Origin of the sequence: Agrobacterium sp. NPDC090283, from assembly GCF_044769685.1 — a bacterium.
GTDB lineage: Bacteria > Pseudomonadota > Alphaproteobacteria > Rhizobiales > Rhizobiaceae > Agrobacterium.
This window is the reverse complement of the sequence record NZ_JBIVYG010000018.1, coordinates 30,256-47,238: the sequence shown is the minus strand read 5'-3', so window position 1 is coordinate 47,238 and position 16,983 is coordinate 30,256. Positions and strand designations below refer to the sequence as shown.

Annotated in this window: 16 protein-coding genes; 4 read left to right on the top strand and 12 right to left on the bottom strand. The window is 61.6% G+C overall.

The window, feature by feature from the left end:
* The first annotated feature begins 102 nt into the window (after positions 1–102).
* Positions 103–339: an acyl carrier protein gene (locus tag ACIQUH_RS22180; RefSeq protein ID WP_400819020.1), complete on the top strand. Its 237-nt coding sequence runs from the start codon at positions 103–105 to the stop codon at positions 337–339.
* Positions 340–349: 10 nt separating this feature from the next.
* Here the strand turns inward: ACIQUH_RS22180 and ACIQUH_RS22175 are convergent, their stop codons facing one another.
* The 4 genes from ACIQUH_RS22175 to ACIQUH_RS22160 all read right to left on the bottom strand — a co-directional run bounded on the left by ACIQUH_RS22175 (position 350) and on the right by ACIQUH_RS22160 (position 4,611).
* Positions 350–2,308 (bottom strand): MacB family efflux pump subunit, encoded by a 1,959-nt coding sequence (locus ACIQUH_RS22175; protein WP_400819017.1) that lies wholly within the window; start codon positions 2,306–2,308, stop codon positions 350–352.
* A gap of 3 nt (positions 2,309–2,311) precedes the next feature.
* The gene (locus ACIQUH_RS22170) at positions 2,312–3,535 is read right to left on the bottom strand and encodes an efflux RND transporter periplasmic adaptor subunit (RefSeq protein ID WP_400819015.1); all 1,224 of its coding nucleotides are present in this window, start codon (positions 3,533–3,535) and stop codon (positions 2,312–2,314) included.
* A gap of 22 nt (positions 3,536–3,557) precedes the next feature.
* A complete protein-coding gene (locus ACIQUH_RS22165) occupies positions 3,558–3,854 on the bottom strand; it encodes a hypothetical protein (RefSeq protein ID WP_400819013.1) in 297 nt (98 codons plus the stop codon).
* A gap of 127 nt (positions 3,855–3,981) precedes the next feature.
* Positions 3,982–4,611, bottom strand: a complete 630-nt coding sequence (locus tag ACIQUH_RS22160) for a hypothetical protein (RefSeq protein WP_400819010.1) — start codon at positions 4,609–4,611, stop codon at positions 3,982–3,984.
* Positions 4,612–4,813: 202 nt separating this feature from the next.
* Between ACIQUH_RS22160 and ACIQUH_RS22155 the strand changes: the two genes are divergently transcribed.
* Together ACIQUH_RS22155 and ACIQUH_RS22150 are read left to right on the top strand one after the other, a co-directional pair.
* On the top strand, positions 4,814–5,545 hold the full coding sequence (locus tag ACIQUH_RS22155) for a response regulator (RefSeq protein WP_400819008.1): 732 nt from the start codon (positions 4,814–4,816) through the stop codon (positions 5,543–5,545).
* Positions 5,542–6,804 carry an ATP-binding protein gene (locus ACIQUH_RS22150; protein WP_400819006.1) on the top strand — a complete coding sequence of 421 codons (1,263 nt, stop codon included), beginning with the start codon at positions 5,542–5,544 and terminating at the stop codon, positions 6,802–6,804. Before ACIQUH_RS22155 ends, ACIQUH_RS22150 begins: the two co-directional genes overlap by 4 nt.
* Before the next feature lie 2 nt (positions 6,805–6,806).
* Here ACIQUH_RS22150 and ACIQUH_RS22145 read toward each other — a convergent pair whose 3' ends face one another.
* The 6 genes from ACIQUH_RS22145 to ACIQUH_RS22120 all read right to left on the bottom strand — a co-directional run bounded on the left by ACIQUH_RS22145 (position 6,807) and on the right by ACIQUH_RS22120 (position 13,792).
* Positions 6,807–7,931, bottom strand: a complete 1,125-nt coding sequence (locus ACIQUH_RS22145) for a glycoside hydrolase family 105 protein (protein ID WP_400819003.1) — start codon at positions 7,929–7,931, stop codon at positions 6,807–6,809.
* An 8-nt stretch (positions 7,932–7,939) separates the two neighbouring features.
* Positions 7,940–9,493, bottom strand: a complete 1,554-nt coding sequence (locus ACIQUH_RS22140; protein ID WP_400819000.1) for a glycoside hydrolase family 28 protein — start codon at positions 9,491–9,493, stop codon at positions 7,940–7,942.
* A gap of 113 nt (positions 9,494–9,606) precedes the next feature.
* Complete coding sequence (locus tag ACIQUH_RS22135; protein ID WP_400818997.1) at positions 9,607–10,875, bottom strand: ABC transporter substrate-binding protein; 1,269 nt, start codon at positions 10,873–10,875, stop codon at positions 9,607–9,609.
* A 43-nt stretch (positions 10,876–10,918) separates the two neighbouring features.
* A complete protein-coding gene (locus tag ACIQUH_RS22130) occupies positions 10,919–12,019 on the bottom strand; it encodes an ABC transporter ATP-binding protein (protein WP_400818994.1) in 1,101 nt (366 codons plus the stop codon).
* A 2-nt stretch (positions 12,020–12,021) separates the two neighbouring features.
* Entirely contained in the window at positions 12,022–12,906 is an 885-nt protein-coding gene (locus ACIQUH_RS22125; protein ID WP_400818991.1) for a carbohydrate ABC transporter permease, read from the bottom strand.
* Between the two features lie 4 nt (positions 12,907–12,910).
* Positions 12,911–13,792 carry a carbohydrate ABC transporter permease gene (locus ACIQUH_RS22120; RefSeq protein WP_004444977.1) on the bottom strand — a complete coding sequence of 294 codons (882 nt, stop codon included), beginning with the start codon at positions 13,790–13,792 and terminating at the stop codon, positions 12,911–12,913.
* Between the two features lie 212 nt (positions 13,793–14,004).
* Between ACIQUH_RS22120 and ACIQUH_RS22115 the strand changes: the two genes are divergently transcribed.
* Positions 14,005–14,931, top strand: coding sequence for a helix-turn-helix domain-containing protein (locus tag ACIQUH_RS22115; RefSeq protein WP_400818987.1), 927 nt, complete (start codon positions 14,005–14,007; stop codon positions 14,929–14,931).
* A gap of 35 nt (positions 14,932–14,966) precedes the next feature.
* Here the strand turns inward: ACIQUH_RS22115 and ACIQUH_RS22110 are convergent, their stop codons facing one another.
* Together ACIQUH_RS22110 and ACIQUH_RS22105 are read right to left on the bottom strand one after the other, a co-directional pair.
* On the bottom strand, positions 14,967–15,845 hold the full coding sequence (locus tag ACIQUH_RS22110) for an amidohydrolase family protein (RefSeq protein WP_400818984.1): 879 nt from the start codon (positions 15,843–15,845) through the stop codon (positions 14,967–14,969).
* Positions 15,842–16,978 carry a D-galactarolactone cycloisomerase gene (locus ACIQUH_RS22105; protein ID WP_400818981.1) on the bottom strand — a complete coding sequence of 379 codons (1,137 nt, stop codon included), beginning with the start codon at positions 16,976–16,978 and terminating at the stop codon, positions 15,842–15,844. Before ACIQUH_RS22105 ends, ACIQUH_RS22110 begins: the two co-directional genes overlap by 4 nt.
* Between the last annotated feature and the right edge of the window lie 5 nt (positions 16,979–16,983).

Here is a 16,983-nt window from a genome sequence, read left to right as displayed (position 1 = left end):
GGCCTGTCCTTTCGAAATTCAGCTTGATTTCGCTTGGATATCTTCGGCGCAAATTCAGATGGTGCGGCGTTCGGCGGCAGGCAACTTTCGCGGAGTCTCACCATGTCCACCATTGCAGAACGTATCAGAAAAATCATCGTGGACCAGCTTGGCGCAGACCCCGCCACGATCGTGGACGACGCCAATTTTGCTGACGATCTCGGTGCGGATTCGCTCGAGACCGTGCAGATCGTCATGGAAATCGAAGAGGAATTCGGGGTGGAAATTCCGGATTCGGCCGCAAGCACGATCCTGACCGTTGGCGACGCCATCCGCTTCGTCGAAAAAAACAAGGCGTGACCGGCGGGAATTACCCCGCAGACAGCGCCGCGACGGGATCGAGCTTCGATGCGTTGCGCGCCGGCAGATAACCGAAGACAACACCGATCAGCGTCGAGCAGACGAAGGCGGCGATGATCGACGCCGTGGAATAGACCATGGCGAAATTGCTGCTGAAGGCAGAGAAAAGCGCGCCGAAGCCGAGGCTGCCGAGCACGCCCAGCGTGCCGCCGATGATGCAGACGAGCACCGCCTCGATGAGGAACTGCCGCAGAATATCGGTGCGCCGCGCGCCCACCGCCATGCGCACGCCGATTTCCGACACGCGTTCGGAAACCGAGACAAGCATGATATTCATCACCCCGATGCCGCCGACCAGCAGCGAAATCACCGCAATGGCCGCAATGAGAAGGGTCATCGTCTGCGTGGTGCTGGTGATGGTCTGACGGATATCGTCGGTATTGAGAATGTAGAAATCCCGTGTGCCGTGCCGCTGGGTCAGAAGTGTCGTCACCGCCTGCTCGGCGATCGAGGCATCGGTATCGTCGCTCACCTGAACCGTGATGCTGCGCAACGACAGGCTGCCGAGAAAACGCGACTGGACGGCGGTATAGGGCAGATAAAGTGACAGGTTCTGGCTTGAGCCGAAACCGCCCTGCTGCGCCTGCGTGATGCCGACGATCCGGGCCGGCACCTTGCCGATGAGAATGACCTGGCCGACAGGGCTGCCATCGAAGTCCGCAAACAGCGATTTGCGGGTGTTCTCGTCGATCACCACGTCCTGCGCCTTCTGCGCGACGCTTCCGCCATCGAAAAAGCGCCCCTGCGACAGCTTCGTGCCCTTGGCGACGAAATACTGCTCGCTGACGCCGTTCACCAGCGCATTCGCCTCCTTCGCGCCGAAACGCACCGTGCTGGACGTCGAGACCGTCGGCGTCACCGCCGCGACATAGGATTGCTTGGCAAGCGCTTCGGCATCGGAAACGACGAGCGTGGTGATCTTGCCCGACCTTATGTCGCCGAAATCCTTGCCCGCGAAGATTTCCAGCGTGTTGGTGCCAAGGCTCGATATGTTCTCCAGCACCCGCTGCTGCGACCCCTGCCCCAGCGCCACGACGCTGATGACCGAGGCGATGCCGATGATGATGCCGAGCATGGTGAGAAAGGTGCGCAGCTTGTGCGCCCGCATGGAGAGAAGCGCCATGCGCAACGCCTCCCGCAGGGAGGAAACGAGGCCAGCCAGACCGGAAGACCGGCCGGAAACGGCAGCGGGTCTGGCATCCTCCTGCGGTGCGGGCGTCGCATCCGCCTTGCGGTCGGAAATGATCGTGCCGTCGCTGATTTCGATGATCCGCCCGGCGCGTCTGGCAATCGACATGTCATGGGTGACGATGATGACAGTGCGGCCCTCGGCATGCAGCTCACCGAGGATGCGCAGCACCTCGTCGCCGCTGGCGCTGTCGAGCGCGCCGGTCGGTTCGTCGGCAAGAATGATCTCGGCATCGTTCATCAGGGCGCGGGCGATGGAAACGCGCTGCTGCTGGCCGCCGGAAAGCTGGCCGGGGCGATGATCGAGGCGTTCCGCCATGCCGAGGCGGCCGAGCAACCTTGCGGCATTGTGCCTGCGGTCGCCCTGCGTCTTGCCGGCATAGATTGCCGGAATTTCGACATTGCCGAGTGCCGTCAGCTCGGCCAGAAGATGGTAACGCTGGAAGATGAAGCCGAGGTTTTCGCGCCTGAGCGCCGAAAGCGCGTCGGCATCGAGATTGCCCGTTTCCCGCCCCCTGATGCTGTAGCTTCCCGATGTCGGACGGTCGAGGCAGCCAAGAATATTCATCAGCGTCGACTTGCCCGATCCGGACGCGCCGACGATCGCCACCATCTCACCGGCCTCGATGGTGAGGTCGATGTTCTTCAGCACGCTGATCGTGCCTTCGCCGGAGGGATAATCCCGCCGCACGGATTTAAGCGAAATCAGAGGTTCAACCATGGTTCAAAGCCCCATCGGCGGGCCGCCCGGCCCCGGCATGGCGTTTGTGGTGGTGTCGGTGGAACGCTCGCCGGTCACCACCCGCTCGTTTTCGGCAAGGCCGGAACGCACTTCCGCCGTGACCTTGTTGTTCAGCCCGATTTCGACCTTGCGCTCGGAAATCCTGCCATCGGCGCCGGCCACGCGCACGGCATAGCTGCCATCGCTGCCCATGCTGCCAAGGGCGGCCGAGGGAACGGTCAGCACGTCCTTCGCTTCGCCGAGAACGATATGAACCTCCGCCGTCATATAGGTGCGCAGCTTGCCGTCCGGGTTCGGCACTTCGAACACGCCATTGTAATAGATCGCCTCGGATGACGACGTGCTGGAAGAGGATGAGCTGGACGATGAAGAAGTCGAGGAACTGAAGCTGGAATCGCTGCGCACCGATTCCGGCGCCGGCTCTATCGAGGCGAGCGTCGCGTCGTAACGCTGCTGCGGCTCACCCAGCACCGTGAAATAGACCGGCAGGTCCGGCTTGACCCGCGTTACGTCCGCCTCGGAGATTTCCGTGCGGACCGTCATGCGGTCGAGCTGGCCGAGGATGACGATGGTTGGCGCGGATTGTGTGGCGTTGACGGTCTGCCCTTCCTGGCTGACGATCGAAAGAACCGTGCCTTCGATGGGCGCGGTGATCTTGGTATAGCCGAGATTGGCCTCTGCCGTTTCCACCGCGACCTGCGCTTCCTCGATCTGGGCGTCGATGGCTTGGATCTGCGCCTCGGTGACGGCGAGCGCTGCGGTGGCGCTTTCGAAATCGGCGCGGGAGGCGGCGTTCTTCGATACCATCTCCTGCTGGCGGACAAGGCTCTGGCGGTTGAGAACAAGCGTCGCCTGTTTTTCCACCCGCTGCGCCTTCATATTTGCAAGCGCTGCCTGCGCCGTGCGCAGGCTGTTCGTCTGCGTCACGGAATCGATTTCGGCGATCAGATCGCCCGCCTTGACCGTATCGCCGAGCGCCACCTTAACGGCGGTGATGCGGCCGGAGGCCTGCGCACCGACGGCGACAAGGCGAACGGGTTTCAGCGTTCCCGTTGCCAGCACCGTCTGCTCGATATCGCCGCGCGTCACCGGTGCGGTGATGTAGTCGGGTGTGGCCGCCCGCGTATATTGCGAGGACAGCCAGTAACCGCCCACAGCGAGAGCAACAACCGCCAGCAATGCGCCTGCCTTGCGTGCCGTTTTCATCTTGATGTCCTGTCCAGCCGGTTCATTCGAAGGAAGAAACCGGCGTCATATCGTGTTTCACGAGGATGAAACCCTTGTCCGCCTCGATCCATTCATAGGCAGAGGCGGATTTTCGCGCCGCGGCCTTGCGGCAGGTGCTGCGAAGACGTCTGGAATCCGTCTTTTCGCGCTGCTCCTTCGCGCAGGAGGGTTGGCGCCGCTGTTCTTCCTGCCGGGATTTCGCCGCCGGCTGTTGTACAGGCTTGTCCTTTGCCACGGCCATCGACCAGGCAAAGCTCACACCAAAAGCCGTTGCCAGCACCAGATAGAAATATCTCATCATCATCTTCCTGCTTGAAAATCACGCGGGGGATCGCAGGCGTGCGATCCCCCGGCTCCAGCCGTTGCCGGCTGATTTCCTCCTTTACTGGGGGGCAGATTAAAGGAGGAAACTTCGAAAACTTGCCTCAGCCCCGGTCCGCCTCGGGAACCGGCGGCCTCATGTCGCCATGCGGGGGAGCAAAGCCACCGCGCTCCGCAGGGCCATGACGCGGGCCGGGAGGCGGAGGCGGCATCAGGGCACGCTCGAGTTCGGCAAGCTTCAGCACCTGCTGCGGCGAAAGCTTCGGTTTCAGCGCTGCAATGGCGTCCTGCAGGGCTTTGGCCTTTTCCGCCTTCTGCGCGATGATGCCGGCCAGTTCCTCGCCCGCAAGACGCGGCTCGGGCTTGGCCTTGGTTTCACCCGACGCCGGCGGCGGCGGATTGCGCTCCCGACCGGGAGAAACGAGATCGATCAGCGCCGTGGTATAGGCACGCCAGGGACCGAGCTGTTCCGGCGTGACGCCGAGATAGATTTCGGCCGCCGAAAGCTTCGTCGCCAGCCCGAGAACATCCGGGCCGGGCATCCTGCGCATATGCGGCGGCAGCGGCCTTTCATCCGGGCCACGATCCGGGCCGAGATTGGGATCGGCGAGCGGCGGCGCGGCCTGTTCCGTCGCCTGGGGTGCGGGCGCATTCTCCTGCGCCGCCAGCGTGGCGGCGGAAACGCCCATGATTGCTGTCGCGATGACGGCGGTGGCCAGTAGCGAGTGTCTCATCTTACCTTCCTTCCGTTTTCCAACATGAAAGGACGATAGGGGCATCGCGTTTCCGGCTTTGGTCCGAATGTTTCCATGCCGCTTCCGCAAACCGCCTATTTGTAACCGAATGTTGCCAGACCGGCCCCGGAAAGCTTTCGTTGCAAAAATCCGCCGTTTCTTTTCAACGCTTATGTATAGTGGCATCAAAAGGTTGGACGATATGACGACAGTTTCGGTGACACATATATTGATCGTTGATGACGATCCGGAAATACGCACATTGCTCGCGAAATATCTCGGCTCGCAGGGGTTTCGCGTGTCGATGGCCGCCGACAGGCGTGAGTTCGAGGAGAAAATCGCCAGCTCCGATCCCGATCTCATCGTGCTCGACGTGATGCTGCCCGATGGCTCCGGCCTCGATATCTGCCGCGATCTGCAGGGTCGCCGGCCGCGCACGCCGGTCATTCTCCTGACGGCGCTGAAGGAAGATGTCGACCGCATCGTCGGGCTGGAAATCGGCGCGGACGACTATCTCGGCAAACCCTTCAATCCGCGTGAACTGACAGCGCGCATCAAGGCCGTGCTGCGCCGCGCCACACCGCAGGAAGCGCCGCGTGTCTCATCCGCCGCCTATGGTTTCGCGGATTTCACCGCCGATCCTGAGCAGCGCTCCGTCATCCGCGCCAGCGGTGAAAAGATAGATTTGACGGGAGCGGAATTCGATCTGCTGAAAGTGTTCCTCGACAGGCCCGGCCGGCTGCTTTCCCGCGATCAGCTCCTCGATCTGACGCAGGGCAAGGACCGGGGACCGTTCGACCGCTCCATCGACGTTCTGATGAGCCGGTTGCGCAAGAAACTGGATGCCGACACTCAAACGCCGATCTTCAAGACCGTGCGCAATGGCGGTTACCAGATGACGGTTCAGGTCAAAACCCTGCCGGTGCCGCGATGAGCTCGCTTAGAAACCGCATCACGGCGCTGATGATCGTCTCCATCATCGCGGTCATCGCACTTGCGACGGTTGTGGCTGACCGGACATTACAGCCGCCGCCGCCCGATGCCACCATCGAGCCGCTGGCCCGCAGCCTCGCCTTTGCCGTGACCATGGCCGAGCGTGACCCCTCCCTGCAGCAGCCCGGTTATTTCCAGATCGAGCAGAAACCGCCGGAAGGCGATCTCGACGGCATGCTTTCGGAATTTCTGGAAAAGGCGCTCGACCGCGTCGGAGAACCGCGCACCGCGATGGTCATCCGCTCGCCGGGAAACCCTGCCCCCGTGGCGGCTATCGCGCTGGAAAAAAACGGCTGGCTGGTCGCGGAAATCCCGCATATGGGTCCGCCGCCGGGTGGCTGGAAGATTTTCGGCATGTGGATCGGACTGATCATTCTTGGCAGTGCCGCCGTTTCGATCTTTGCCGCCAGCAAGATCACCCGCCCGCTCGACATGCTGGAAAATGCCGCCGCCAGCATCGGGCCTGACGGATCGCTGCCGCACCTGCCGGAAACAGGCCCTGGCGAAATCCGCGCCACAGCGCGGGCGCTGAACGAACTCGCCACCCGCCTGAAGGCGGCGATGGAAAGCCGCATGCGCCTCGTCGCCGCCGCCGGCCACGATCTCAGAACCCCGATGACCCGCATGCGGCTGAGGGCGGAATTCATCGAGAACGACGAGGAACGGGCCAAATGGCTGGCGGACCTCGAAGAGCTGGACGCCATCGCCGACAGCGCCATTCTTCTGGTGCGGGAAGAGGTCAGCCAGGACAGCGTCAAGACGATCGATATCGGCACGCTTCTCGGCGAAATCGTCAGCGACGTTTCCGATCTCGGTCATGCGGGCGCCATCGACTTCATCGAGCCGGACGCCGCCATGACTATCAAGGCTGCCCCGCTGGCGCTCAAGAGAGCCTTGCGCAACCTCATCCTGAACGCCGTCACCCATGGCAAGAAGGCGCATATCGACCTGACCGGAGACGAGAGCGAAATCGTCGTGACGATCAGGGATGAAGGCCCCGGCATTCCGCAGGAACTGATCGGGCGGGTTTTCGAGCCTTTCTTCCGGGTGGACCTCGCGCGGCGCAAGTCCATCCCCGGCGTGGGGCTGGGTCTTGCCATCGCCAGGGAAATCATCGAACGCTTCGGCGGCACGATCACCATTGCCAACCACAAGAAACAGGGCCTGATCCAGACCGTGATCTTCGCAAGGGCGGCGTGACGTCACGCCGCTGAAACAGCCTGCCCCTGCTGCTTGGCCAGAAGCAGGTTTTCGGCATAGGCCATCATCAGCGGCCCGACGCCCTTGGCATCGTCGGACACCACCGGCTCGGTCAGATAATAGTCCGGCGTTCCATCGCGATAATTGCCCTCAAAGCCGCCAAGGCCCGCGACATGCACGATGCCGATGAGGCGCGTCACACCCGCTTCATCGGCTTTCAGCCGGGTTTCCAGAAGCGCCTCAAGCGCGCGGCGACCAGCCGAGAGGGCGGCATCAGCCTCATCGCCCTGTACGAGCTTCAGCCGCGCCGCATGCAGCAAGGCATAGGCGAACATGGCAGAGGCGGATGTTTCCTCGTAATTGCCCGCAAGGCCCGGATTATCCAGAACCTGCATCCAGAGGCCGGTCTCGGTCTGCCGTGCGATAATGCCCGTCAGAAGCAGCCGTGTCTTCTTGCGTAGCGCCGCCGTCGCACCATCCTCCGGCAGAATGGTCAACGCGTCCACCAGCGCCATGGCGAGCCAGCCCACCGCCCGCGCCCATATGGCGGGAGACTTGCCGCTCTGACGATCCGCCCAGCGCTGGCTGCGGCTATCGTCGTATCCATGGACATAGAGCCCGCCACTATCCGCCGTGAGGTCGAGCGCCGCCGAAAACTGCCGCAGCGCATCGTCGATCAGTTCCGCCCGGCCCGTCGCCTGCGCATATTCGATCTGGAAAGGAAGCCCCATATAAAGCCCGTCCAGCCAGACCTGATGCGGATAACGCTTCTTGTGCCAGTAATTCCCGGCTGCAATGCGCGGATGGCTGCGGAGCTGCCCCGCCAGATGCTCCGCCGCAGCGAGGTAACGCAGATCGCCCGTTTCCACCGCAAGGGGAAAGAGGATACGGCCGGCGAGGATATGGTCGATATTATATTCCTGCGGATCGTAACCGGCGAGCGTGCCGGCCGGCGCTATCTGGGCATCGGCCAGACGGTGCAGATGGTCGTTCCAGCGCGCCTCGCCGGTGGCCTCGAACAGCTGCTGCAGGCCGCGATAGACACATCCATCCTCATAACACCAGCTTCCGCCCTTGTAATGTTTATAGCGACTGGAGAATTGATCAAAATATTCAGTGGCTTTCATCGGTTTTCTCAATCGGAATCTGACACAATGGAAACGGAAGCGTCGCTCAGCAGGGCGGGATTATCGCAGACTATATGCGCCTGCTCGAAAACAATCGCCTCATGGCGCATGGGACGCACCCGGTCGGCCATGATCGGCGGCGTCGCGATGGCCGAAGGATCGCGCGAGACGATGGTGAGATTGCGGATGGCGATGTTGCGGATGGGCGCTTCGGGAAGGCCGAGAAAAGCGCCGGCCGCATGGGAGAGATTGCGGATTTCGACGTCCTCCACGGTAATGCCGTCGATAAAGGGCGTGCCGCCATCGACCGGTGCGGGGTTTCGCGATTGCACCCATTCATCATGCCCATCGGCATCGCAATGATAGTGGACATTGACGGAAAGCGCGGTCTGCACGCCATCCAGCAGCACCCGGCGCATGGCGATATTGCTGACGGTACCACCCCGCCCGCGCCGTGTCTTGAGACGCAGGCCGCGATCCGTGCCGACCATGTCGCAATCCTCAACCGCCACATCATGCACACCGCCGGACATTTCCGAACCGATCACCAGCCCGCCATGGCCACGCTGCATCAGGCAATGACGCACCTGAACGCCGCGGGTTTCCGCAAGATGGTCGTCCTCGCCATCAGCTCCGCGCTTTCCCGCCTTCACCGCGATGCAATCGTCGCCGACGGAAAAACGCACGCCCGATATCGTGACGTTGCGGCAGCTTTCAGGGTTGAAACCATCGGTGTTCGGGCTGTCATACGGCGCGGCAATGCTGAGACCGGCGGCGATCAAGTCTTCACAGCCCTGGGGATGGATCGTCCAGGAGGCGGCGTTTTGGATCGTGAAACCGAGAAGCCGGGTTTTGCGGCAGGAAACGAGATGCAGGCCGCGCGGCCGGCGCGCGCCGTCGCGGGTTTCTTTCGGCCAGCTCCACCAGTCGCCCCGCTCACCCGAACCATCGAGAACGCCCCTGCCCTCGATGACCAGATTATCCGCCGCGATGGCATGAACGGGCGCGGCGAAACAGGCATCCGGCAAGCCTTCCCAGCTGCCGAGCATGCGGCCTGCCTCATCGCGGGCAGGCAGGATCGGCCAACCTTTGCGGCTGGAAGGGGCGCGCAGCACGGCTCCTTCGGCAAGGTGGAAGGTCATGTTGCTTTTGAGGCGCACGGGAAAGGCCGTCCAGAGACCGGCCCCGAGACGCAACGTGCCGCCCTGCGGCACCGCGGCCACGGCCCTTTCCAGCGCCTGCGCATTGGCGCGCGCGCGTGTCTCATCATCGAGCGCAACATCCGGCATCAGGGAGAATGCCGCAGCCTCGACAAGCCCGGCACAGGTGGCGGTTCCGAACTCCAGCCGTCCGAACCCTTCCGCTTCGAAGACATAGCGGGTATCCGGGGAGAGATCATGCAGCAGCGTCACCACGGTCGCGGTTTCGCCGCTCCTTTCGTCGCCATCCGCCGACGTCAGGCGCCATTCCGTTTTGGACGGAAGGAAATAGCGAGCGCCGGGCACGGCAAGGCAAAGCGCTGCCGTTCGCGCCGAAGACGCGATGATGATGGGTTCGTTCATGTTCTTTTCTCGTCTTTCGTGCCTATCCGGCCAACCTTGGCGGACATGCCTCACATCTTCCGGTAGTCGGTTAGCGAGCCCGCCGCCATGGCGGCGGCGGCGGGCCATTGTCGTCAATCGAACTTGGCAAGAACATCGTTGGTCGTATCGATGATCTGCTCCGCCGCCTCTTCCGCCGTCAACTGGCCATAGGCATATTCTTCAAGCGTATCGATGAAGCCCGAGCGGATTTCAGGATGTTCGTTGAAGGGTGACACCACCGGCCCCGACGCCGCCATGACGATGGCGTTGGCGGCCCGCACCTCCGGCTCGCCCTTGTCGCCCAGACGTCCAGCCGCGGCCTTCGAGGCGGGCAGGCCGCGCGAGGTGCCGAGCGCATCGATGCCCTCAGGTTCGTTCAGCAGGCAGTTCAGGATTTGCGCGGCCGCTTCCGGGTTCTTCGAGTTTTTCGAGATGGAAAACACCATGGAAGGTTTGCGATAAACGCCCTCTGTCACGGCATCGGCACGCTTCAGCATCGGCACGGGTTTCAAAACCTGCCCTTCCTTGAGCGGATCGGCATATTTCGAATAGGTCGAATCCCACTCATAGGAGCCAGCAATACGGCCTTCCGACCAGGACGGCTTTTCATAAAGATTGACGTTGCCATCGGCCGCTTCCTCTTTCTGCGAGCGGATGGAGCCGGTTTCGACCAGCTTGCCGACAAAAGAGATACCCTCGGCCAGCTCCTCCGGCGTCCAGGCCACGCGGTTGGTCTTGGGATCGACCAGATCCTTGCCGGTCTTCTGCACGACAGCCAGCGTCACCAGAAGCTGGGCAGTCTCCTTCACGGCATTGAAGGTGTAATAGTCCTTGCCGAGCTTTTCCTTGATGGTCCTGGTTGCCGCGAAAAACTCGTCCCATGTCTTCGGAATTTCCACGCCGGCCTTTTCGAAGGTGGTGGCGTTGAAGAAGAAGACGCGGCCGGTGGTGGAAACGGAAAGCCCCTGCAGCACGCCACTCATCGAACCGGCGTCCAGATCGCTCTCGGCCCATTGCGAAAGATCGAGCGGCTTCAGCTGGCGCAGATCGGCAAAACCTTCGCCGTTCTTGGAGAAGAGCGGCAGCCAAGGCCAGTTGACCTGAACGATATCGGCTTCGGTCTTGCCGGCCATCTGCGTGGTGAGTTTTTCCAGATAGCCATCGAAGCCGGTAAATTCGCCCTTCACCGTGTGGCCGTATTTCTCGCCGCAGGCGGCAATCGCCTTCTGGGTGGCGACATGGCGGCTTTCGCCGCCCCACCACGACATGCGCAGTTCCGCAGCACCTGCCGCCGGGGCGGTTGCCATCGACACATAAGCGGCACCGGCAAGCATCGCCATCATTCTTGTCATCGTTTTCATTGTTCTTCTCCTCCTCGAAAAATCAGGCACGCCCGTCCCCTCCTCACAGCGAGACGTTGCGGCCATCGGCCTTGTCGAAAATATGCAGCTTCTCCGGATCCGGTTTCAGCCGCAGGATGCCGTCGCGCCCGAGTGCCTCGAATTCCGCCGCGCCGACGACGCTCACCAGCTTCTGGCCGCCGAGATCGGCGTGCAGATAGACCTCGTGGCCCATGAACTCCGCATTGGTGAGTTTCGCCTGCAGCGCCGGACCATCGGCTTCCTCCACCAGCGAAAGATGCTGCGGGCGGATGCCGATGACGGCATCTGCGGGTCTGGCCGAAAGCCGCTGCTCCAGATGCGCGCCGATCGGCAGGCGTTGTCCGCCGATGACGAATTCCGCTCCGTCGATGGCCACATCCACAAGGTTCATTTCCGGCATGCCGATGAAACCGGCCACGAACAGATTGGCAGGGCGGTTATACAGCTCCTTCGGTGTGGCAACCTGCATGATGCGCCCGGCCTGCATGACGCAGATACGGTCACCCATGGTCATGGCTTCCGTCTGGTCATGAGTGACATAAATGACGGTCGAGGACAGGCCTTCCGCCTTCAGCTGGCGGTGCAGATCGGTAATGCGCACCCGCATCGAGGCGCGCAGCTTGGCGTCGAGATTGGACAGCGGCTCATCGAACAGGAACACACCCGGCTTCTTGATGAGCGCGCGGCCAAGCGCCACACGCTGCGCCTGTCCGCCGGAAAGCTGCTTCGGCAGCCGGTCGAGCAGCGGCTCGATTTCGAGAATGCGCGCGACATTGTCGATTGCCTTTTCGATCTCGGGCTTGGCGACACCGGCGATCTTCAGGCCGAAAGCGAGATTGCCGCGCACCTTCATATGCGGATAAAGCGCGTAATTCTGGAACACCATGGCGATGGAGCGCTTGCCGGGCGGCAGGTCATTGACGCGCTGGTCGCCGATGAGGATTTCACCGCCGGTGATTTCCTCCAGCCCCGCCACCATGCGCAGCGTCGTGGACTTGGCGCAGCCGGAAGGGCCGACGAACACCATGAACTCACCATCCTCGACATCGAGATTGATGCCATGCACGGCCTTGAAGCTGCCGCCATAGATCTTTTCGAGATTTTTAAGTTGAACGCTTGCCATTTTCAGCCCTTGACCCCGCCAGACGAGATCCCTTCAATGAAATACCGTTGCGCCGTAAAGAACACGATCAGCGCGGGCGCGATCGTCAGCACCGACATCGCCAGGATGCGGTTCCATTCAAAGGCTTCGGTGGTGTCGATGGAGAGTTTGAGCGCCAGGCTCACCGGATATTTGTCGACCGAGGACAGGTAGATCAGCGGCCCGAGGAAATCGTTCATCGTCCACATGAACTGGAACAGGCAGACCGAGATCAGCGCCGGCGCGAGCATCGGCACGACGATGTAAATCAGCGTCTGCAGGCTGTTGGCACCATCCACCCGCGCGGCCTCTTCCATGTCCGATGGCAGCGAGCGCAGGAACTGCACCAGCATGAAGACGAAGAAGGCATCGCCCGCGAATGCCGAGGGCACCCAGAGCGGCAGGAAACTATCCAGCCAGCCGAGGTCACGGAACAGGATATATTGCGGAATGCGGGTGACGACATTCGGCAGCAGCAGAATGGCGATGACCGAGCCGAACAGGATTTTCTTCAGCGGAAAATCAAAGCGGGTAAAGGCATAGGCCGCCATGGTGCAGGAAATCGCCGTGCCAATGACCTTCGGCAGGATGATCAGGAAGGAATTCCAGAAGAACCGGCCGAACGTATAGGGCGTCGAAGTTTGCCAGCCGCGGATATAGCCGTCCAGCGTCGGGTTGTCGGGGATGAAGCCGGCGCCGGAGAAGATTTCCGAATTGGTCTTGAAGCTAGCGCCCACCAGCCAGATCAGCGGATAGAGCATGACGAGGCCGACCGCGAAGAGAAGCACGTAGCGGACTGAAGTGGAAAGCAGCCTGAGCCTTGCCCGGCGGGCCGCCTGCATGTCGTTTAAGGTTGCGATGTCGGTCATGGCATCAGTTCCGCTTGTCGCCGGCGTAATAGACCCACTTCTTCGACGACCAGAAGGCCACGAGGGTCAGCACGGTGATGATGGTGAAGAGCACCCAGGCGATAGCGGAGGCATAGCCCATGTTGAACTTCTTGAAGGCCTCGTCGTAGATGTAGAGAGGCAAGAGGTAAGTGGACTTCAGCGGCCCACCCTGGGTGATGATGTAAGGGCCGTTGAACTCCTGAAACGCCTGCACCATCTGCATGATGAGGTTGAAAAAGATCACCGGTGTCAGCAGGGGAAGCGTGATGAAGAAGAACGTCCTCACCTTGCCCGCGCCATCGATCGCCGCCGCCTCGTAAAGCGATTTGTCGATGGATTGCAGCGCGGCGAGAAAGATCACCATGGCCGAACCGAACTGCCAGCAGCGCAGCAGCGTGATGGTGAAAAGCGCATTGCCGGGATCACCGAACCAGTCCACGGGCGAAAGGCCCACGGCGGCCAGCGCCATGTTGGCGAGCCCCTCGCTTGCGAAGATATAACGCCACAGAACCGCTATCGCGATCGAGCCGCCGAGGATGGACGGCACGTAAAATGCGGTGCGGAAGAAGTTGATGAATTGCAGCTTGTAATTGAGTATCGCCGCAATGAACAGCGCAAAGGCAAGCTTCAGCGGCACCGTCAGAAACACGTAGAACAGAGTGACGTTCAGCGATTTCATGAAGGTGCGGTCGCGGGTGAAGAGCCGCTCGTAGTTCGCAAGCCCCGCCCAGCTGGGATCGCTCATCAGGTCATAACGGGTGAAGCTGAGATAGAGTGAGCCGAGGAACGGGATGGCCGTGAAGACCAAAAGCCCGATGATGTAAGGCGTCAGATATCCCAGCCCGAGGAAGCGCTGAGATTTCATGACGCTCCTCCCCGCGTCCCGGCGGAACGCGAGTGACAGAATTCAATTTCGTACAAGTGATTCTCCCGGAACGGCCGGCGACGGGCGCATGAAAGCGCGTTGTCTCGTCGCGACCGATCTCCTCCCTCATTGATACGGCGCGTAAAAGCGATTTATGCGATGACAAAACCAAATTTCCGCGCCAAGGTGAATTAACAAAGACGAGGAAAAAGATGGACGAAATTGAAGGTGGCATTCTGTCGTCCGTTCCGCCTGCGGCGCTCAACCTCAACCTGACGCGCGCAACGATCAAGATGGAGCATTCGCGCACCTGGCAGATCGACAAATCCAACCCTGTGGATGATCTCGTTTTCTGCCTTGAAGGGCGCGGGCATTATCTCGTCGATGGCGAGGCGCGGGTGCTGGAACCCGGTGATGCGATGCTGATTTTGAGAGGGCAGCGCTTCGTCGGCTGGAACGAGCAGGCCGTGACCTATCGCGGCGTGGCGCAACATTTCACGCTGGATATTTACGGGCGCCACAACCTTATCGCGCAGATGGACCTGAAGCCCAAACTGCGGCTAAGCCGCTGGCCGCTTCTGGAACCGCTGGTGCGCCACTACCGGCAGAGTGCCCCGCCCTCCTCCGTGACACTCGGCCAGCACCATCTCTTCATGGTGCTTCTGATCGCATTCATCGAGGATGCATTCCTTGGATGGGTGGATCGCCCGAGCTTCCAGGTGGAGGGGGCGGAAGCGCTCGACCTTGCGGTGATGAAGGCGATCACCATGATTTCGGCCAATCCGCTGGACCCCGACATTGCCGGCCGGGCGACCGATGCGGCGCCCTATAATCGCGATTATTTTCTCCGGGAATTTCAAAAGAGAGTTGGACGAACGCCGCGGAAATATCAGGAGTTCAAGCGCATGGAACGCGCCATGCATTTTCTTGAGGCCGGGCTTTCGGTCTCCGCAGCGGCCGCCGAAGTGGGTTATGGCGACCCCTATTATTTCTCGCGCATGTTCAAACGCACGCTGGGTTTGAGTCCGCGCGACCACATGAACCGGATACGCCGCAGCCGGCACGGCAATCTGATGGCGTTTGACGAGCATGAACAGCAAAGGCTGCTCGCCTCCGAAGCGGAAAAGGCCCCGGCATAGCGGGGCCTCGATACCACCTGTCATCGCGGCTTGGACTATGTCGCCGCAAATGGCTTGAGCTTGAACAGGGCCTCGGGATTTTGCACCAGTGCACGATGACGGGCCTCCTCATCCGGCAGCCAGCCAAGAACCAGTTCGGCAAGACGGGCATCATCGGGATAGGCCGCAGTCTCGCGAATGGAATTATGCGGCCAGTTGGTGCCCCAGACGATGCGCTCCGGCGCATGCTCGGCGATCACCCGCGAAAAGCCGGCGACATCCGCATAGGGCCAGCTTTCCTGCGAACTTTCATAGACGCCCGCAAATTTGAACCAGAGATTGCCACGATCGATGAGCTTCAGAAGCGCCGCCATCTCCGGGCCATCGTTTCTGATGCCCTTGAAGAACTTGCCATGGTGATCGAACACCCAGCGTGAGCGGATTTTCTGAAGGCGCGACAGGTGATCAAGCAGCGTATTGCCATCGAATTGCACCGCCACCATCCAGTCCGCCGCATGCGCCCTCTCATCCACGGCCTCAAGCTCGGAAAGGTTCACGGCGCCACCCGGCAGATCCATGATACGCGCGCCGACCGTGCCGGCGGCGGTGAGTCTCTCCATGTCCTTTTCGGTCGTGCTCGCATCGATGATGATAACCGCGCGGGCCGCCTCGCCCATTTCGGCGACGCAGGCGAGCGTGTTGCCGTTATCGCGCTGATGGGCGTTGCCCTGCGTGATGATGACCCGGTCGATGCCGAGCCATTGCATGAGGCTTCGGTACTCCGCCGGCCCCGGCAGAGCGCCCGGCGGCAGGCCCGGTCCGCCGGGAAGGGCGGGATAGTGGCGCAGATAGAGATGCATCTGCGTATCGACGGCCCCCTTTGGGAAAGCGGGCCGAGGCGCCGTGCCGCTCAGTTTTCTGACAAGTTCGCTCACGGGTCTGGCATCCTGAATTCGGTCAATGCATCGCGGTTGATCTCGATGCCGAGACCGGGACCATCGGGAATGGCGACAATACCGTTTACCGCCTCGAGAGGCTCACGCAGGACGGCCTGACGGAACGGATTATGGGTGCGGTCGAACTCCATGATCGGTTCGATGGGGTTGACCCGCACCGGATCGGGCGTCATCGCCGCCATGAATTGCAGCGCGGCGGCAATCTGCACGCCGGTCCCCCAGACATGCGGCACGATGCGCACGCCGTGCAGCGTGGCAAGCGTGGCGATCTTCTGCGTTTCGGAAAAACCGCCGCAGCCGCAGAGATCGGGCTGGAGAATATCCACGGCACCGGCGGAAAGCGCCTGCCACATGCCATAACGCCCATGCCAGGTCTCACCGCCCGCAACCGGTATCGGCTGACCGGCCCGCACCCGGGCATAGGCCTCGAGCTGTTCGGGAACCACCGGCTCCTCGAACCAGTCGATCCCATATTCGGCGGCGCGCTTGCCAAGCGTGATCGCTTCGGTGACGGTGTAGCCATGATTGGCGTCGATCATCAGCCGCATATCCGGTCCGATCGCATCCCGCACGGCGGCGATGACGCGGATATCTTCCTCGATGCCGAAACCGATCTTGATCTTGCAGGCATGAAAGCCTTCGGCCCGGCGCTCCGCCATCTCCGAGGCATTGTCGGACACGCGGTCAACGCCATCGCGCTTGAAGCTGCCGGTGGCGTAGGCCCGCACGCTTTCGCGCCAGCGCCCGCCGAGCAGCATCGAGATGGAAGCGCCGTAATGCTTGCCCTTGATATCCCAGAGGGCAATATCGATGCCTGATAAGGCCGTGAGGCTGAGGCCGCGCTGGCCCTGATCGCGCAGGGCATTATAAAGCACGGCCCAGATCCTTTCGGTCTGGCGCGGGTCCTGGCCGATGAGCCAGCCGGAATAAGCCTGAACCACGGCGGCGTTGGGTCTCGCCGGGCCAAGGCATTCGCCCCAGCCGACGGTCCCGTCATCACATTCGATTTCCACCAGAATATGGGCTCGCCGGTCGAAACGCATGGAGGCGCTTTCGAATGGCGTGTCCAGCCGGTGTTCGAGCAGATGCGTGCGCACCGCTGTGATTTTCATGGCTC